The 14831-nt window shown below is 69.7% G+C and carries 13 protein-coding genes and 1 pseudogene; 6 read left to right on the top strand and 8 right to left on the bottom strand.

Annotation, left to right across the window (positions count from 1 at the left end; all coding sequences use genetic code 11):
• Positions 1–341: 341 nt before the first annotated feature.
• The gene (locus MIC98_RS00495; protein ID WP_239734904.1) at positions 342–1319 is read left to right on the top strand and encodes an IS110 family transposase; all 978 of its coding nucleotides are present in this window, start codon (positions 342–344) and stop codon (positions 1317–1319) included.
• A 193-nt stretch (positions 1320–1512) separates the two neighbouring features.
• Here MIC98_RS00495 and MIC98_RS00490 read toward each other — a convergent pair whose 3' ends face one another.
• Positions 1513–2502 (bottom strand): energy transducer TonB, encoded by a 990-nt coding sequence (locus MIC98_RS00490; protein ID WP_239734903.1) that lies wholly within the window; start codon positions 2500–2502, stop codon positions 1513–1515.
• 211 nt (positions 2503–2713) lie between these two features.
• Positions 2714–3295: a TIGR00645 family protein gene (locus MIC98_RS00485; protein ID WP_239734902.1), complete on the bottom strand. Its 582-nt coding sequence runs from the start codon at positions 3293–3295 to the stop codon at positions 2714–2716.
• 112 nt (positions 3296–3407) lie between these two features.
• On the opposite strand from MIC98_RS00485, the gene MIC98_RS00480 reads away from it, so the two are divergent.
• On the top strand, positions 3408–4097 hold the full coding sequence (locus MIC98_RS00480; protein ID WP_239734901.1) for a glutathione binding-like protein: 690 nt from the start codon (positions 3408–3410) through the stop codon (positions 4095–4097).
• An 85-nt stretch (positions 4098–4182) separates the two neighbouring features.
• Here the strand turns inward: MIC98_RS00480 and MIC98_RS00475 are convergent, their stop codons facing one another.
• The 6 genes and pseudogenes from MIC98_RS00475 to rpsU all read right to left on the bottom strand — a co-directional run bounded on the left by MIC98_RS00475 (position 4183) and on the right by rpsU (position 9541).
• A complete protein-coding gene (locus MIC98_RS00475; RefSeq protein ID WP_239734900.1) occupies positions 4183–5154 on the bottom strand; it encodes a bile acid:sodium symporter family protein in 972 nt (323 codons plus the stop codon).
• 26 nt (positions 5155–5180) lie between these two features.
• Positions 5181–5669, bottom strand: a complete 489-nt coding sequence (locus tag MIC98_RS00470; protein ID WP_239734899.1) for a sulfur transferase domain-containing protein — start codon at positions 5667–5669, stop codon at positions 5181–5183.
• Positions 5670–5788: 119 nt separating this feature from the next.
• The gene (gene dnaG / locus MIC98_RS00465) at positions 5789–7516 is read right to left on the bottom strand and encodes a DNA primase (RefSeq protein WP_239734898.1); all 1728 of its coding nucleotides are present in this window, start codon (positions 7514–7516) and stop codon (positions 5789–5791) included.
• 113 nt (positions 7517–7629) lie between these two features.
• Positions 7630–8475: pseudogene (locus MIC98_RS00460) on the bottom strand (YihY/virulence factor BrkB family protein); the annotation flags it as partial.
• A 267-nt stretch (positions 8476–8742) separates the two neighbouring features.
• Positions 8743–9189: a GatB/YqeY domain-containing protein gene (locus tag MIC98_RS00455; RefSeq protein ID WP_239734897.1), complete on the bottom strand. Its 447-nt coding sequence runs from the start codon at positions 9187–9189 to the stop codon at positions 8743–8745.
• A 136-nt stretch (positions 9190–9325) separates the two neighbouring features.
• Positions 9326–9541 carry a 30S ribosomal protein S21 gene (rpsU, locus tag MIC98_RS00450; protein WP_002808376.1) on the bottom strand — a complete coding sequence of 72 codons (216 nt, stop codon included), beginning with the start codon at positions 9539–9541 and terminating at the stop codon, positions 9326–9328.
• 121 nt (positions 9542–9662) lie between these two features.
• Here rpsU and tsaD point away from each other — a divergent pair, with 121 nt between their 5' ends.
• From tsaD to MIC98_RS00430, 4 genes are all read left to right on the top strand, one after another.
• Positions 9663–10724 carry a tRNA (adenosine(37)-N6)-threonylcarbamoyltransferase complex transferase subunit TsaD gene (gene tsaD / locus MIC98_RS00445; RefSeq protein WP_239734896.1) on the top strand — a complete coding sequence of 354 codons (1062 nt, stop codon included), beginning with the start codon at positions 9663–9665 and terminating at the stop codon, positions 10722–10724.
• 150 nt (positions 10725–10874) lie between these two features.
• On the top strand, positions 10875–11237 hold the full coding sequence (gene folB / locus MIC98_RS00440) for a dihydroneopterin aldolase (protein ID WP_057639193.1): 363 nt from the start codon (positions 10875–10877) through the stop codon (positions 11235–11237).
• Between the two features lie 16 nt (positions 11238–11253).
• The gene (locus MIC98_RS00435; protein ID WP_239734895.1) at positions 11254–12531 is read left to right on the top strand and encodes a mechanosensitive ion channel family protein; all 1278 of its coding nucleotides are present in this window, start codon (positions 11254–11256) and stop codon (positions 12529–12531) included.
• Between the two features lie 26 nt (positions 12532–12557).
• Complete coding sequence (locus MIC98_RS00430) at positions 12558–14741, top strand: glycoside hydrolase family 3 N-terminal domain-containing protein (protein ID WP_239734894.1); 2184 nt, start codon at positions 12558–12560, stop codon at positions 14739–14741.
• Positions 14742–14831 lie beyond the last annotated feature (90 nt).

Below are 14831 nucleotides of genomic sequence, written 5' to 3'. Positions count from 1 at the left end.
CTCTCCCCGTGGGGCGAGAGGGGCGATGCCCTCGCAATACCTGATTGCTGCATGCCGCAGGCGCCGGGCTTGCCCGGCAAGGCTTCATGCGGGGCAAGCCCCGCATCTTGTGTCTTGAAGCCTGCCCCGATCAGGCAGACTTCCCCGGAGTGATCCGGGAGGTTCCGATGATGCCGTCTCCGCACTTGAGCCTTCGAGCTCGCACCGTAGATCCGGCACATCGGAACCCTTTTCCGCCCTGGAGCTTGAACGGTATCTTCGGCCCGCTTTTGCGAGAGCCAGCACGAACAAGGGCAAGCCAGGCGGTCACTGTATCCGGTTCGACAGCAGGAGACAGAGACATGCAGGTGATAGGCATCGACGTGGCCAAGGCCACCTTCGACATCGCCCTGCCACTGGGGCAGGGCAAGTACCGCACCCGGGGCAAGCTCGGCAACACCGCCGCGGGTTGGGAACAACTGCTGGCCTGGAGACAGGCTCACGCCCCGGAAGCGGCGGTGGGCATGGAAGCCACGGGTATCTACCACGAGGCGCTGGCCGAGCGGCTGGTCGCGGCCGGGGTCACCGTCTACGTGGTCAATCCGGCGCAGATCAAGGCTTACGGCCAGAGCGAGTTGCTGCGGACCAAGACCGACCGGACCGATGCCAAGCTCATCGCCCGGTTCTTGCAGTCGCGCCTGCAGGAGCCGGACCGGCTTCATCCCTACGTGCCGCCGACACCGGTCGAGCGCACGTTGCGGGCCTTGGTGCGCCGACGGGACGAGCTCAAGCAGATGCGGCAGATGGAGCTCAATCGGCTGGAGAGCACCCATGCGGCGTTGGCCGCGAGCATCGGCCAGGTCGTGGCGACGCTGGAACAGCAGATCACCCAGATCGAGAAGGCGATCAACGAGCACATCGACAATGACCCGGACCTGCGCGGACGGCGTGACCTGCTTACCACCATCCCGGGCATCTCCGGCACCACCAGCGCCTTCCTGCTGGCGTGTCTGGGCGAGCTGAACCAGTACAGCGACGTGGGCCAGATCGTGGCCCATGCCGGGCTGAATCCAGCCCGCCGGCAGTCCGGCACGCACGAAGGCAAGGTCCGCATCTCGCGTGTCGGCAATGCCACACTGCGCGCCAAGCTCTACATGCCGGCCCTGGTGGGCAAGCGCCACAACCCCGTGCTGGCCGCCTTTGCCCGGCGACTGGCCGAACGGGGCAAGCCGCCCAAGCTCATCCTCTGCGCCTTGATGCGAAAGCTCCTGCACATTGTCTGGGGGGTGCTCAAGTCCGCTACCCCCTTCGATCCCCGAAAGGCCATTGCACACGCCTGAGCAAGACGGTATCTACGTGGAGTATCGATCCGCCTGAGCTTGCCGTAGGTGCCGGGCTTGCCCGGCACGGGGCTTCCCCGGTAACGCACCGATGCGGGGCGAGCGAGCCCCGCACCTGCGAGGTTTTGAGGAGAAAAAACGAAAGGCCCGGATCGCTCCGGGCCTTTCCTGTTTCCGCGACGCGGGGTGCCGGTCAGTTGTTCGGCTGGAACGCCAGCGTGCGGCGGGTGGTGGTCGGGCTGCTTATCGGCTCGAAGCGCCAGCGCTTGACCGCGTTGAGCGCCTCGCGGTCGAACACGCGCGGCGGGCTGGCGCGCAGGATGCGGGCATCGGTGACCGAGCCGTCGGTGCCGACGGTGATCTCGACCAGCACCTCGCCGGAAGTGCCCGAGCGCAGCGCGTCGGCCGGATAGCGCGGGGCCGGCGTGCTGACCGCGCGCAGCGTCGGCGCGGCGGCCGGCTTCGGCGTGGCGGCAGCCTGCGCGGCGGCGCGGGCGTCGGCTTCGCGCTTGGCCGCGGCCTGACGCTCGGCTTCCTGGCGCTCGCTTTCGCGGCGCGCGGCTTCCTGGCGTTCGGCCAGTTCGCGGGCGGCGGTGGCCTCGGCGGCCTGCTGCTGGGCCAGGCGCTGCTGCTCGACCTGCTGCTTGGCGCGGTTCTCGGCGTCGCGCTTGGCCCGCTCGGCCTCGTCCTGGGTGCGGCGCGAGGCCACCTGCATGCCGTTGCTGATGCCCTGCTTCAGTCGCGGCAGCGCCGGGGCCGAGGGGTCCACCTTCTCGATCAGGGCCACCAGCCGCTGCGCCTCGTCGAAGTCCTCGCGGGTCAGGCTCTGCTCGGCGGCGATCAGGGTGTAGGGCTGCAGGTCGGTCAGCGCACTCTTCACCGAGGCGTCGTCGGGCAGCTTGTCGCGCAGCGCCAGGTAGTACTCCATCGCGTTGTCGCCGGCCGGCGCGTACATGCGGTTCTCGCGCAGCGCGGTGCTGGCCGAATCGCGCAGCTGGTCGGTACCCATCGACTGCACCTTGGCGGCGGCCGCCGGTTCGGCGGGCGCAGCGGCCGGGGCCTTGGCGGGTGCGGCGGCGTCGGCCGGGGTGGGGGCGTCCTGGCCCGAACAGGCGGCCAGGGCGATGGCCAGCAGGGTGGGCGCGAGCAGGCGCGCTTTTCCGTGGAACGAGACGTACGACATCAATCTTCCCCTTGAATCGACTAACGCGAAGGTATGTTCGCCTGGAGCGTTGCAGGTGCGCGCGGCGTTTCCCGACGCCGCGCCGGCTCCGGTGCGAAGGCCGAATCTAGCATTGCCGCCCCCGGCTGCACGAGGCAGGGGGCATGGTAGGCACAAAAAGCGATGGCCGTCACATTGTGGCGGCGCATCGCCGGCGTCCCGGGGCAGGCTCTCAGTGGCCGTTCGGCCTGGCGTGCCCGTTCGACATCAGCTTGTCGGTCCAGGCGATGCCGATCGCCGACAGGATGAACACGCAGTGGATCAGGGTCTGCCACATCACCCCGGTGGAGGTGAACTTGGTGCAGGCGGTGCCGGCGGCCAGTTCCGGGCCGCACAGCGGCAGGCCCAGCTGGCCGGCCTCGATGAAGGTCTTGAGCAGGTGGATCGAGGAGATGCCGATGATCGCCATCGCCAGCTTTACCTTCAGCACCGAGGCGTTGACGTGGCTGAGCCACTCCGGCTGGTCCGGGTGGCCCTGCAGGCCCAGCCGCGAGACGAAGGTCTCGTAGCCGCCGACGATGACCATCACCAGCAGGTTGGAGATCATCACCACGTCGATCAGGCCGAGCACGATCAGCATGATCTGCTGCTCGCCCAGCGCGTCGGCGTCATGGATCAGGTGCCACAGCTCCTTGCCGAACAGGAACACGTAGACGCACTGCGCGACGATCAGGCCCAGGTACAGCGGCAGCTGCAGCCAGCGCGAGGCGAAGATCAGGGACGGGAGCGGGCTCAGGGGCTTGTGGTCGGACATGGGCGCGGCGGATCGCTGCGTTGCGGAGGTGCGGCAGATTAACGGCCACCCGTTGACCTGCCAAGCGTTACCGTAGCGGTCCCGACCACGGTTCCCCCACGGAGACGCATCCATGATCGACCTGCATTATTGGCCCACCCCCAACGGCCACAAGGTCACCCTGTTCCTCGAAGAGGCCGGGCTGGACTACCGGCTGCTGCCGGTCAACATCGGCAAGGGCGACCAGTTCCAGCCGGACTTCCTGGCCATCTCGCCCAACAACAAGATGCCGGCCATCGTCGACCACGCCCCGGCCGACGGCGGCGCGCCGCTGAGCGTATTCGAGTCCGGTGCAATCCTGCTGTACCTGGCCGAGAAGACCGGCCGCTTCATCCCCGCCGACCCGCGCGGCCGCGCGGCCACGCTGGAATGGCTGTTCTGGCAGATGGGCGGCCTCGGCCCGATGAGCGGGCAGATGGGCCATTTCAACGTGTACGCGCCCGAGCGCATCCCCTACGCCATCGAGCGCTACGACAGCGAGGTGCGGCGCCTGCACCGGGTGATGGACAAGCGCCTGTCCGAATCGGCGTATCTGGCCGGCGACGACTACGGCATCGCCGACATGGCCAGCTACCCGTGGATCGGCGCCTACGCCAAGCTGCCGGCCGATTTCGACGCCTTCCCGCACCTGCACCGCTGGCACCAGGTCATCGCCGAGCGCCCGGCCACGCAGCGCGCCTACGCGCTGGGCCCGACGGTCAACCCGGATGCGGGCAAGCCGCTGAGCGAGGAAGAGCGCAGGCACCTGTTCGGGCAGCGCTGAGCGGCTGCCTCGTGGCTGCGGGGCTCGCCCCGCAGGCATGCAGGCAAGATCGCGGGGAGGGCCGTGCACGGGGCAAGCCCCGTACCTACGTGGCCTTGCGCGCGTAGCGCCGCGCCACCATCGCGCATACGACCAGCTGCAGCTGGTGGTAGACCATGACCGGCAGCACGATCGCGCCGAGGCTGCCGCCGGCGAACAGCACCTTGGCGATCGGCACGCCGGTGGCCAGGCTCTTCTTGGAGCCGCAGAACACGATGGGGATCTCGTCCTCGCGGCCGAAGCCCAGCCGCCGCGCCAGCCAGGTGATGCCGGGCATGGCGATGGCCAGCAGCACCGCCGACACCAGCGCGACGGCCAGCAGCGAGCCGAGGGGCGTGTCGTGCCACAGGCCTTCGCTGACCGATTCGCCGAAGGCGCCGTAGACCACCAGCAGCACCGTGCCCTGGTCGGTGTGGCGCAGCAACGCGCGCTGCCGTTCCACCCAGCGCGCCAGCCACGGCCGCAGCAGGTGGCCGGCGACGAACGGCACCAGCAGTTGCAGCATGATCGCGCCGACCGCGTGCAGCGGGTCGGCCATGCCGCCCTGCGCGCCGGCCAGCACGCCCATCAGCAGCGGGGTCAGGAACACGCCGAGGATGCTCGACAGCGACGCGGCGCATACCGCCGCCGGCACGTTGCCGCCGGCCATCGAGGTGAAGGCGATGGACGACTGCACCGTGGACGGCAGCGCGCACAGGAACAGCACGCCCAGATAGAGCTCCGGGGTCAGCACGCGGCCGTCCAGCGGCTTGAACGCCAGCCCCAGCAGCGGGAACAGCACGAAGGTGCAGGCCAGGATCAACAGGTGCAACCGCCAGTGCAGCAGGCCGGCGACGACCGCCTCGCGCGGCAGCCGCGCGCCGTGCAGGAAGAACAGCGTGGCGATGGCCAGGTCGGTGAAGCGGTCCAGCCCGCGCGCGGCGGTGCCGGTCATCGGCAGCAGCGTGGCCAGCAGCACGGTGCCGAGCAGGGCGAGGGTGAAGTTGTCCGGCCGCAGGCGCGACCACCAGCGGGTCATCGGGGGAACGTCCTTCTCGGGTGGATTCAGGGCTTGGCCGGGTCTTCCAGCACCGCGCGCACGGCCGGTTCCAGCGAGGTCAGGCCGGCGGCGCGGCCGAGCTCCAGTGACTCCTCGGCCGAAGCGCCGTCCACGCGTGCATGCGCCAGCGCCAGCAGCGCGCCGACGCGGTTGCCCGAAGCGCAATGCAGCAACGTGGTGCCGGCATCCTGCTTGAGCAGGCGGTCCAGCGTGCGCGCATTGGTCTCGTTGATGTCGCCGGCGCCGCCGATGGGCAAGCGCACGTAGCGCAGGCCCAGCTTCTCGGCGGCGGCCTGTTCGTCGTAGCCGCGGTCTTCCTGCGGCGCGCGCAGGTCGATCACCGTGGTGACGCCGGCCGCGGCCGCCTCGTGCAGTTGCCGGGCGCTGGGCTGGCCGCCGGTGAGCAGGTGGGAGCGCGGTTGGTGCAGTTCGCTGGCGTGGCTACCGCCGGCAAGGGCGAGCGCCAGCAGGGCGATGCGGTGGATGTGCTTCATGACTGTCTCCTTTTGTTACGGTGCCGGCCGGGTGCGCGGTGTGCTTGTGTAGGAGCGACGCAAGTCGCGATGGAATGCCGGGTCGCGACTTGCGTTGCTCCTACAGGAGCGGGGGAGGGTCAGCGCATTGCCGCCAGCGCCTTCAGCAATTCGCGCAATTCGTATTTGTCGGTTTCGTCCAGGCCCTGCTGGCGTTGCTTGGCCTGCAATTCGCCCACGCGTTGCTGCAGCAGCTGCTTTTCCAGCTGGGCGATGGCGTCGTGCAGCTCCTGCGCCCAGCTGGCCTCGTCGCCGGGCAGGTCGAGGGCGGCGAGCTTGTGCAGCGCGGCCTGTTCCTCGCGGCCGTCGAAGTGCTGCAGCAGCGTGCCGGTGCTGATGTCCGGGCGCTGCTGCACGAGGTCCAGCAGCTCCAGCAGCAGTTCGATGCCGGTCAGGCGCAGGCCGGCGACGGCATGGTGGCCTTCGAGGCTGGCGGCCAGCGAGGGTTGTTGCAGCAGCAGGGCGATGGCCGCGCGCACCAGGCTGCGCTTCTGCACCGGGGCGGTAGGCGCGCGCCGTACCGGCGCCGGCGCCATGCCGGCGGGTGCGCGGCCGACGCCGGTCAGGCGTTGCAGCTCCTGCTTCATCAGGTCGCCGAAGGCGCCATCGGGAATCTGCGCCAGCATCGGCCGGGCGCGCTCGGCCAGCCGCGCCTTGCCGTCGAGCGTGGCGAGGTTGATCTCGCGGGTGAGCTCGTCGAAAAAGAACTGCGACAGCGGCGTGGCCTGCTTCAAGCGCGTGTCGAAGGCCTCGGCGCCTTCCTTGCGCACGATGGTGTCCGGGTCTTCGCCGTCGGGCAGGAACAGGAAGAACGCCTGCCGCCCATCCTTCATCCGCGGCAGCACCGATTCCAGCGCGCGCCAGCCGGCCTTGCGCCCGGCGTTGTCGCCATCGAAGCAGAAATACACGTCCGGCGCATTGCGGAACAGCAGCTCGGCATGGTCCGGGGTGGTCGCCGTGCCCAGCGTCGCCACCGCCTGGGTGACGCCGAACTGGAACAGGCTGACCACGTCCATGTAGCCCTCGACCACGATCAGCCGCTCGATCTTCTGGTTGGCCTGGCGCACCTGCCACAGGCCGTACAGCTCGCGGCCCTTGTGGAACAGCGCGGTTTCCGGCGAGTTGAGGTATTTGGGGCCGTCGTCCTTCTGCATGACCCGGCCGCCGAAGGCGATCACGCGGCCGCGGCGGTCGAAGATCGGGAACATCACCCGGTCGCGGAACTTGTCGTAGACGTGGCCGCGGTCGTTCTTGGAGAACAGGCCGGCGCGGTCGAGCAGCTTCATGCGCCGCTCGTCCTTGCCCAGTGCGTCCTTCAATGCGCTGTAGCCGTCCGGCGCGTAGCCGATGGAAAAGCGCGCGCGGGTGTCGGCATCGACGCCGCGGCCGTCGAGGTAGGCGCGGGCCTTGTCGCTGCCTTCCAGGTGTTTCTGGAAGAAGCGGCTGGCCGCGTCCAGCGCGGTGTAGAGGTCGCGGCTGTCGTCCTGCTGTTGCTGGCTGCGCGGGTTGGTTTCGCGCGGCACTTCCATGCCGGCGCGCTTGGCCAGTTCCTCGACCGCATCGAGGAACTCGAGGCGGTCGTAGTTCATCAGGAAGCTGATCGCGGTGCCGTGCGCGCCGCAGCCGAAGCAGTGGTAGAACTGCTTGGTCGGCGATACCGTGAAGCTGGCCGAGCGCTCGTCGTGGAACGGGCAGCGCGCGGCATATTCCTTGCCCTGGCGCTTGAGCGGCACGCGCGAGCCGACCACTTCGACGATGTCGGAGCGGGCGAGCAGGTCGTCGATGAATGCGTCGGGGATGCGGGCCATGACAGGCGCATAGGATGCCATGCGCGCGCTGCCCATGTAGGAGCGACGCGAGTCGCGACCGGGAACTTTCGCGGGAACCCGGTCGCGACTCGCGTCGCTCCTGCACGCTTCTATGATCGGGCGCGCTCGTCGATGACCGCGGTGACCAGCGCACCGCTGAAGAACACCACGCTGGCGTAGTAGACCCACACCAGCATCAGCACCAGCGTGCCCATCGAGCCGTAGGCGCTGCCGGGCGCGGCATTGGCCAGGTACAGACCGATGCCATAGCGGCCCAGGGTGAACAGCAGCGCGGTGATGGCGCCGCCGCCCAGTGCCTGGCGCCATGCCACCGGGCGGTCGGGCAGGTAGTGGTAGAGGAAGGCGAAGCCCAGCACGTACAGCAGCAGCGTACTCAGGTAGCCCACCGCCGGCAGCAGCGAGGGCAGGTGCGCGAACACCACCTGCAGCGCGGTGGTGGCGACCATCGACACGATCAGCAGGAAGCCCAGCGCCAGCACCACGCCGGCCGAGAAGATGCGTTTCTTCAGCCAGCCCAGCGCGCCGTCGAAGCGCTGTTCGTCCGAGCGGAAGATGCGGTTCAGCGCCGCCTGCAGCTGCGCGAACACCACGGTGGCGCCGACGAACAGCAGCAACAGGCTCCACGCCCCGGCCAGCGAGCCCAGGTCCGGCCGCGCGCTGGCGTTGGCGATCACCGTGCGCGCCACCTCGGCCACGCTGCTGCCGGCCAGGCCGGCGATCTGCTCGACCAGCGCCTGCTGTGCCGGCGGATACAGCGAGGCGGTCAGCCACAGCAGCAGCATCAGCAGCGGCGCCAGCGACAGCAGGGTGTAGAACGCCAGCGAGGCCGACTGGGTCATCACGTCGGCTTCGACGAAACGCTGCAGCAGCGCCGCCGGCAAGCTGCGTTGCAGCCGCTCCAGCCGTTGTTTCAGGGTGTCTGGGAGGGAAGGGGGCATGCGCGGGAGGGTAAGCGCGCACCCGTGGCGGCACAGCCTGCGACGCGGGTGCGCGGTGGCGTTGCCGGCCGCGAAGGATGTAACCGACGCAGCGGTAAAGGGGAGTGAAGCCGGTCGTGTTATGGAGCCATCCAAGCGAGGCCGGCCGTAGGTGCGGGGCTTGCCCCGCACGGAGTTTCCCCGGGAAAGCCCCTGTGCCGGGCAAGCCCGGCACCTACGCATTTGCGCGGGGCATCGGTTCCGCATCCACCTACCGGCGGCAGCGAATCAGCCGGCCAGCGCCTGCTTGACCAGCTTCGACACCAGCCCCATGTCGGCCTGCCCGGCCAGCTGCGGCTTGAGCACGCCCATCAGCTTGCCCATGTCGGCGGCGCTGGCGGCGCCGGTCCGGGCGATGGCGGCGTTGATCGCGGCGAGGATCTCGGCTTCGCCCATCTTGGCCGGCAGGTAGCGCTCGATCACCCCGATCTCCTCGCGCTCGACCTTGGCCAGGTCCTCGCGGTTGGCGGCCTCGTACTGGTTCACCGAGTCCTTGCGCTGCTTGACCATCTTGTCCAGCACGGTGATGACCGCGGCATCGTCCAGCTCGATGCGCTCGTCCACTTCCCTTTGCTTGATCGCCGCGTTGATCAGGCGGATCACGCCGAGGGAGTGCTTGTCGCCGCCCTTCATGGCGGCCTTCATGTCGTCGGTCAGTTGCTGTTTCAGGCTCATGGATCACCTCTTGCGGGATCGGGAATGTGGGGGTCGTGGGTGGAACCCGGGAACGCAAAAAGCCGGCTACGCTCGCGCGTGCCGGCTCCTGCTCCGGTACGGAAGGCCGGGGCCTCCGTCCGGGAGTTGCGTCCGATCAGTACAGGCGCTGACGCTTGGTGACGTCGCGCGAGGAACGGCGCAGCTGGCGCTTCACGGCAGCTGCGGCCTTGCGCTTGCGTTCCTGGGTCGGCTTTTCGTAGAACTCGCGCTTGCGGGTCTCGGCCAGCACGCCGGCCTTTTCGCAGGTGCGCTTGAAGCGGCGGAGCGCAAACTCGAAAGGTTCGTTCTCGCGGACTTTGACGCTGGGCATGGAATCTCCGGGACACAGTGATACCGGGTCACGCCCGGCGAGCCGCGCATTATAGCCGCTTCGCCGGGGCGTGCAAGTGGGGCGGGTAGGCGGGGCCGGGCAACGGGTCCACAATGGCGGCATGAAAGTCCTCGGCATCGAATCCTCCTGCGACGAAACCGGCGTGGCGGTCTACGACACCGCGCTGCCCGGCGCGGCCGCGCTGCGCGCCCATGCGGTCTACAGCCAGATCGCGCTGCACGCCGAATACGGCGGGGTGGTACCGGAGCTGGCCAGCCGCGACCACGTGCGCAAGACCCTGCCGCTGATCCGGCAGACCCTGGACGAGGCCGGCATCGCCGTGTCCGAGATCGATGGGGTGGCCTATACCGCCGGGCCGGGGCTGGTCGGCGCGCTGCTGGTCGGCGCCGGGGTCGCGCGTTCGCTGGCGTGGGCGCTGGACGTGCCGGCCATCGGCGTGCACCACATGGAGGGCCACCTGCTGGCGCCATTGATGGAGGACGACCCGCCGGCGCCGCCGTTCGTGGCGCTGCTGGTTTCCGGCGGCCATACCCAGCTGGTGGCGGTGGACGCGATCGGCAGCTATCGCCTGCTCGGCGAGACGCTGGACGACGCCGCCGGCGAGGCCTTCGACAAGACCGCCAAGCTGATGGGGCTGCCGTACCCGGGCGGCCCGCAGCTGGCCAGACTGGCTGAAACCGGCACGCCGGGGCGGTACAAGTTCGCGCGGCCGATGACCGACCGGCCGGGGCTGGATTTCAGTTTCTCCGGGCTGAAGACGCAGGTGCTGCTGGCCTGGCGCGACAGCGACCAGGGCGAGCAGACCCGCGCCGACATCGCCCGCGGCTTCGAGGACGCGGTGGTGGATACGCTGGCGATCAAGTGCGAACGCGCGCTGGACGAAGCCGGCTGCGACGTGCTGGTGGTGGCCGGTGGCGTCGGCGCCAACAAGCGCCTGCGCGCGAAACTGCAGGACGCCGCGCAGCGCCGCGGCGGCCGCGTCTGCTTCCCGCGCCCGTCGCTGTGCACCGACAACGGCGCGATGATCGCCTTCGCCGGCGCGCTGCGCCTGCAGGCCGGCCAGCACAGCGCGGCGGAAGTGAAAGTGGTGCCGCGCTGGGACATGGCGACGCTGCCGCCGTTGGCGGCAGGGAGCGGGGAACAGGGAACGGGGAATGCCTGATCGCGGCGGGCCGATGGCGTGTCCGATCGCGATGTGCGTCGCTCGACCCCATGTCTTGGCGCTTCGTCGCCGGATTCCGGGCCTGCGCTTCCCTTAACGCGCCAGCACGTAACATCCCCGGTTCCCCAATCCCGCATCCCCGCTTCACACATGGACAAGGTATTCATCGAAGGGCTGGAAATCGACGCCCTGATCGGCATCTACGACTGGGAGCGGCGCATCCGCCAGGTACTGGTGTTCGATCTGGAAATGGGCTTCGACAACCGCAGGCCCGCCGCCAGCGACGACATCGCCGACACGCTCAACTACAAGGCGGTCAGCAAGCGCTTGATGGAATACGTGCGCGGCTCGGACTTCGGGTTGGTGGAAACGCTGGCCGAGCGCTGCGCGCAGATCGTGCTCGACGAGTTCGAGGTGCAGTGGCTGCGGCTGAAACTGAGCAAGCCCGGTGCGGTGCGCGGCGCGCGCGCGGTGGGCGTGGTGATCGAGCGTGCTCGATCACCGGGAAACTGAGATACGGGAGCGATTGATGTTGGAAAAGATGGTGCAGTGGCCGTGGTTGCAACAGGCGCAGCAGGCGCTGGAAGCCCACCCGGGCGCGTATTCGGTCGTGGTGTTGGCGTTGCTGCTGCTGGCCGCATGGCTGGCCAACTACGTGACCAGGCGGATCCTGCTGCGCGGGCTCAAGCGCATGCTGCGGATGCTGCCGGCCGAGCAGGGCGGCGGCAGGCGCGACCTGAAGGTGATCCCGCGGCTGGCCAACGTGGTGCCCGCGGTGGTGATCGCCGCCGGCATCGTGCTGGTGCCGGGGCTGCCGCCGGGGCTGGTGCATTTCATCGCCGGTGCTTGCCAGGCATGGGTGGTGCTGACCGTGGCACTGGCGGCAAGCCATGCGCTGGACCTGTTCAACGCGATCTACGAGCGCCGCCCGGACGCGCGCGACAAGCCGATCAAGGGCTACCTGCAGGTGGTCAAGATCGTGGTGTTCGTGCTGGCCGGCCTGTCGATCGTGGCCACGCTGGCCGGGGTCAAGCTGCTGCACCTGCTGACCGGGCTGGGCGCGGCCACCGCGGTGCTGATGCTGATCTTCCAGGACACCATCCTCTCGCTGGTGGCCAGCGTGCAGATCAGCGGCGACGGCCGCGTGCGCATCGGCGACTGGATCGAGATGCCCAGCCAGAACGCCGACGGCGACGTGATCGACATCGCCCTGCACACGATCACCGTGCAGAACTGGGACAAGACCATCACCACCTTCCCGACCCGGAAGCTGGTCACCGAGTCGTTCAAGAACTGGCGCGGCATGCAGGAGTCGGGCGGGCGCCGGATCAAGCGGCCGCTGCTGCTGGACCAGCACAGCGTGGGCTTCCTCGACGACGCCGCGTTGGCGCGGCTGGAGCGCTTCGGCCTGCTCGACGACTACCTGGCCGGCAAGCGCGAGGAACTGGCGCAATGGAATGCGCAGGTCGCGCAGGCGCACCCGGAGGAGGTCAACGCACGGCGGATGACCAACCTCGGCACCTTCCGCGCCTACGTCGAGCGCTATCTGCGCAGCCACCCCGGCATCAACCAGGGCATGACCCTGATGGTGCGGCAGCTGGCACCGACGTCGCAGGGCCTGCCGCTGGAGCTGTACTGCTTCACCGCCTCGGTCGCGTGGGTGCAGTACGAGGCGGTGCAGGCGGACGTGTTCGACCACCTGCTGGCGATCCTGCCGGAGTTCGGCCTGCGCGTGTTCCAGCAATCCAGCGATGCGATGCTGATGGCGCTGCGGGAACGGGCGGCGGCGCTAGAATCCGCGGCCTGAAAGCGTTTTCCCCACAAGGACTGCCGGTGGCTGCCGACCGCATCGAAACCCTGCTCGCGCGCATGACCCTGGAGGAAAAGGTCGGCCAGCTGGGCGTGTTCGCCGACATGGTCCGCCCGTTCGCGCCCGACGTGAACCCTGAGTCCAACGTCCGCAACGCCGGACAGGTGCTGGAACAGGTGCGCGCCGGCCGCGTGGGCTGCCTGTTCAACGGCGTCGGCGCGGCGCAGGGCCGCGAGATCCAGCGGGTGGCGGTGGAGGAAAGCCGGCTCGGCATCCCGGTGGCGCTGGCCGCCGACGTGATCCACGGCATGCGCACGGTGTTCCCGATCCCGCTGGGCGAGGCGGCCAGCTTCGAACCTGAGCTGGCCCGGCGCACCGCCCGCGCCACCGCCATCGAGGCCACCGCCGCCGGCCTCCACTGGACCTACGCGCCGGCGGTGGACGTCGCCCGCGACCAGCGCTGGGGCCGTGGCGCCGAGGGCGCCGGCGAGGACGTGCTGCTGGGCTGCGTGTTCGCCGCCGCGCGCGTGCGCGGCTTCCAGGGCGAGGACCTGCGCGCGGCCGATTCGCTGCTGGCCACGCCCAAGCATTTCGCCGCCTATGGCGCGGTCGCCGCCGGCATGGAATACGCACAGGTGGACATCGCGCCGCAGACCCTGCACGACGTGCACCTGCCGCCGTTCAAGGCGGCGTTGGCGGCCGGCGCGCGCGCGCTGATGAGCGCGTTCAACGACATCAACGGCGTGCCGGCCAGCGCCAACCGCTGGCTGCTGACCGACCTGCTGCGCGGGCAATGGGGCTTCGACGGCGTGGTGGTGTCCGACTACACCGCCGACATGGAGCTGATCGCGCACGGCTATGCCGCCGACGAACGCGATGCCACCTGCAAGGCGTTCGGCGCCGGGCTCGACCTGAGCATGCAGAGCGGCTTCTATGCCGCGCACCTGCCGGCGCTGGTCGAAAGCGGGCAGGTGCCGATGGCGCTGCTGGACGCATCGGTGCGCCGCATCCTGCGCCTGAAGGAAGCCATCGGCCTGTTCGACGACCCCTACCGCTCGCTGGATCCGGCGCGCGAGGCCGACGATTCGCACATCGCCGCGCACGACGCGCTGGCGCGCGATGCGGCACGGCGCTCGATCGTGCTGCTGAAGAACGACGACGCACTGCTGCCGCTGCGCAAGGCCGGGCAGAGGATCGCGCTGATCGGCCCGTTCGCGCAGGACCGCGACAACATCGAGGGCTGCTGGACCCTGTTCGGCGACAAGTCGCGCTACGTCACCCTGGAAGCCGGCGTGCGTGCGGCGCTGGACGACGCTGCGCTGCTGGAGGTGGTGCCCGGCTGCGCGCTGGAGGAACCACTGGACGGCGGCATCGACGCGGCCGTGGCCGCCGCGCGCCGCGCCGACGTGGCGGTGCTGGCGCTGGGCGAACCGCAGCGCTACAGCGGCGAGGCGCAGTCGCGGGTGGAGATCACCCTGCCGCCGGCGCAGCAGGCGCTGGCCGAGGCGGTGGCCGCCACCGGCACCCCGGTCGTGGTGCTGCTGCGCAACGGCCGCGCGCTGGCGCTGCACGGCGCGGTGCGCGATGCGCAGGCCATCGCGGTGACGTGGTACCTCGGCACCCAGACCGGCCACGCCGTGGCCGACGTGCTGTTCGGTGACTACAACCCGTCCGCGCGCCTGCCGGTGAGCTTCCCGCGGCACTCCGGGCAGCAGCCGTATTTCTACAACCACCCGCGCAGCGGGCGCCCGGAACTGCCGGGGGTCACCGAGTTCAAGGCCCGCTGGCGCGAGGTTCCCAACGCGCCGCTGTACGCCTTCGGCCATGGCCTGGGCTACGCCAGCTTCGACTATGGCGTCCCGCGGCTGGGCACGCAGCGGCTGGGGTGGGACGACGAACTGGTCGTCTCCACCACCGTCACCAATACCGGCGCGGTGGCCGGCGAGGAAGTGGTACAGCTGTACGTGCACGACCGCGTCGCCAGCCGCGTGCGCCCGGTGCGCGAGCTCAAGGCCTTCGCCAAGGTCGCGCTGGCGCCGGGCGAAGCGAAGGACGTGGTGTTCCGGCTCGACCGGCAGCAGCTGGCCTTCACCGGCGTCGATGGCGTGTTCGCCGCCGAGCCGGGCCTGTTCGACCTGTGGGTGTGCGCCTCGTCGGCCAGCGGCGAGCCGGTGCAGTTCGAGCTGCTGCCGCCCGCCGACGTTTGACCGGGCGTGCCCGGTCAAGCGACGCGGGGGCTCGTACGTAGCTGCGGGGCTTGCCCCGCAGGAGGCTTTGGCGGGAAAGCCCCGTGCCGG

It is taken from the genome of Stenotrophomonas sp. NLF4-10 (genome assembly GCF_022359915.1).
Taxonomy (GTDB): Bacteria; Pseudomonadota; Gammaproteobacteria; order Xanthomonadales; family Xanthomonadaceae; genus Stenotrophomonas; species Stenotrophomonas daejeonensis.
This window is presented reverse-complemented; position numbering and strand designations above follow the sequence as displayed.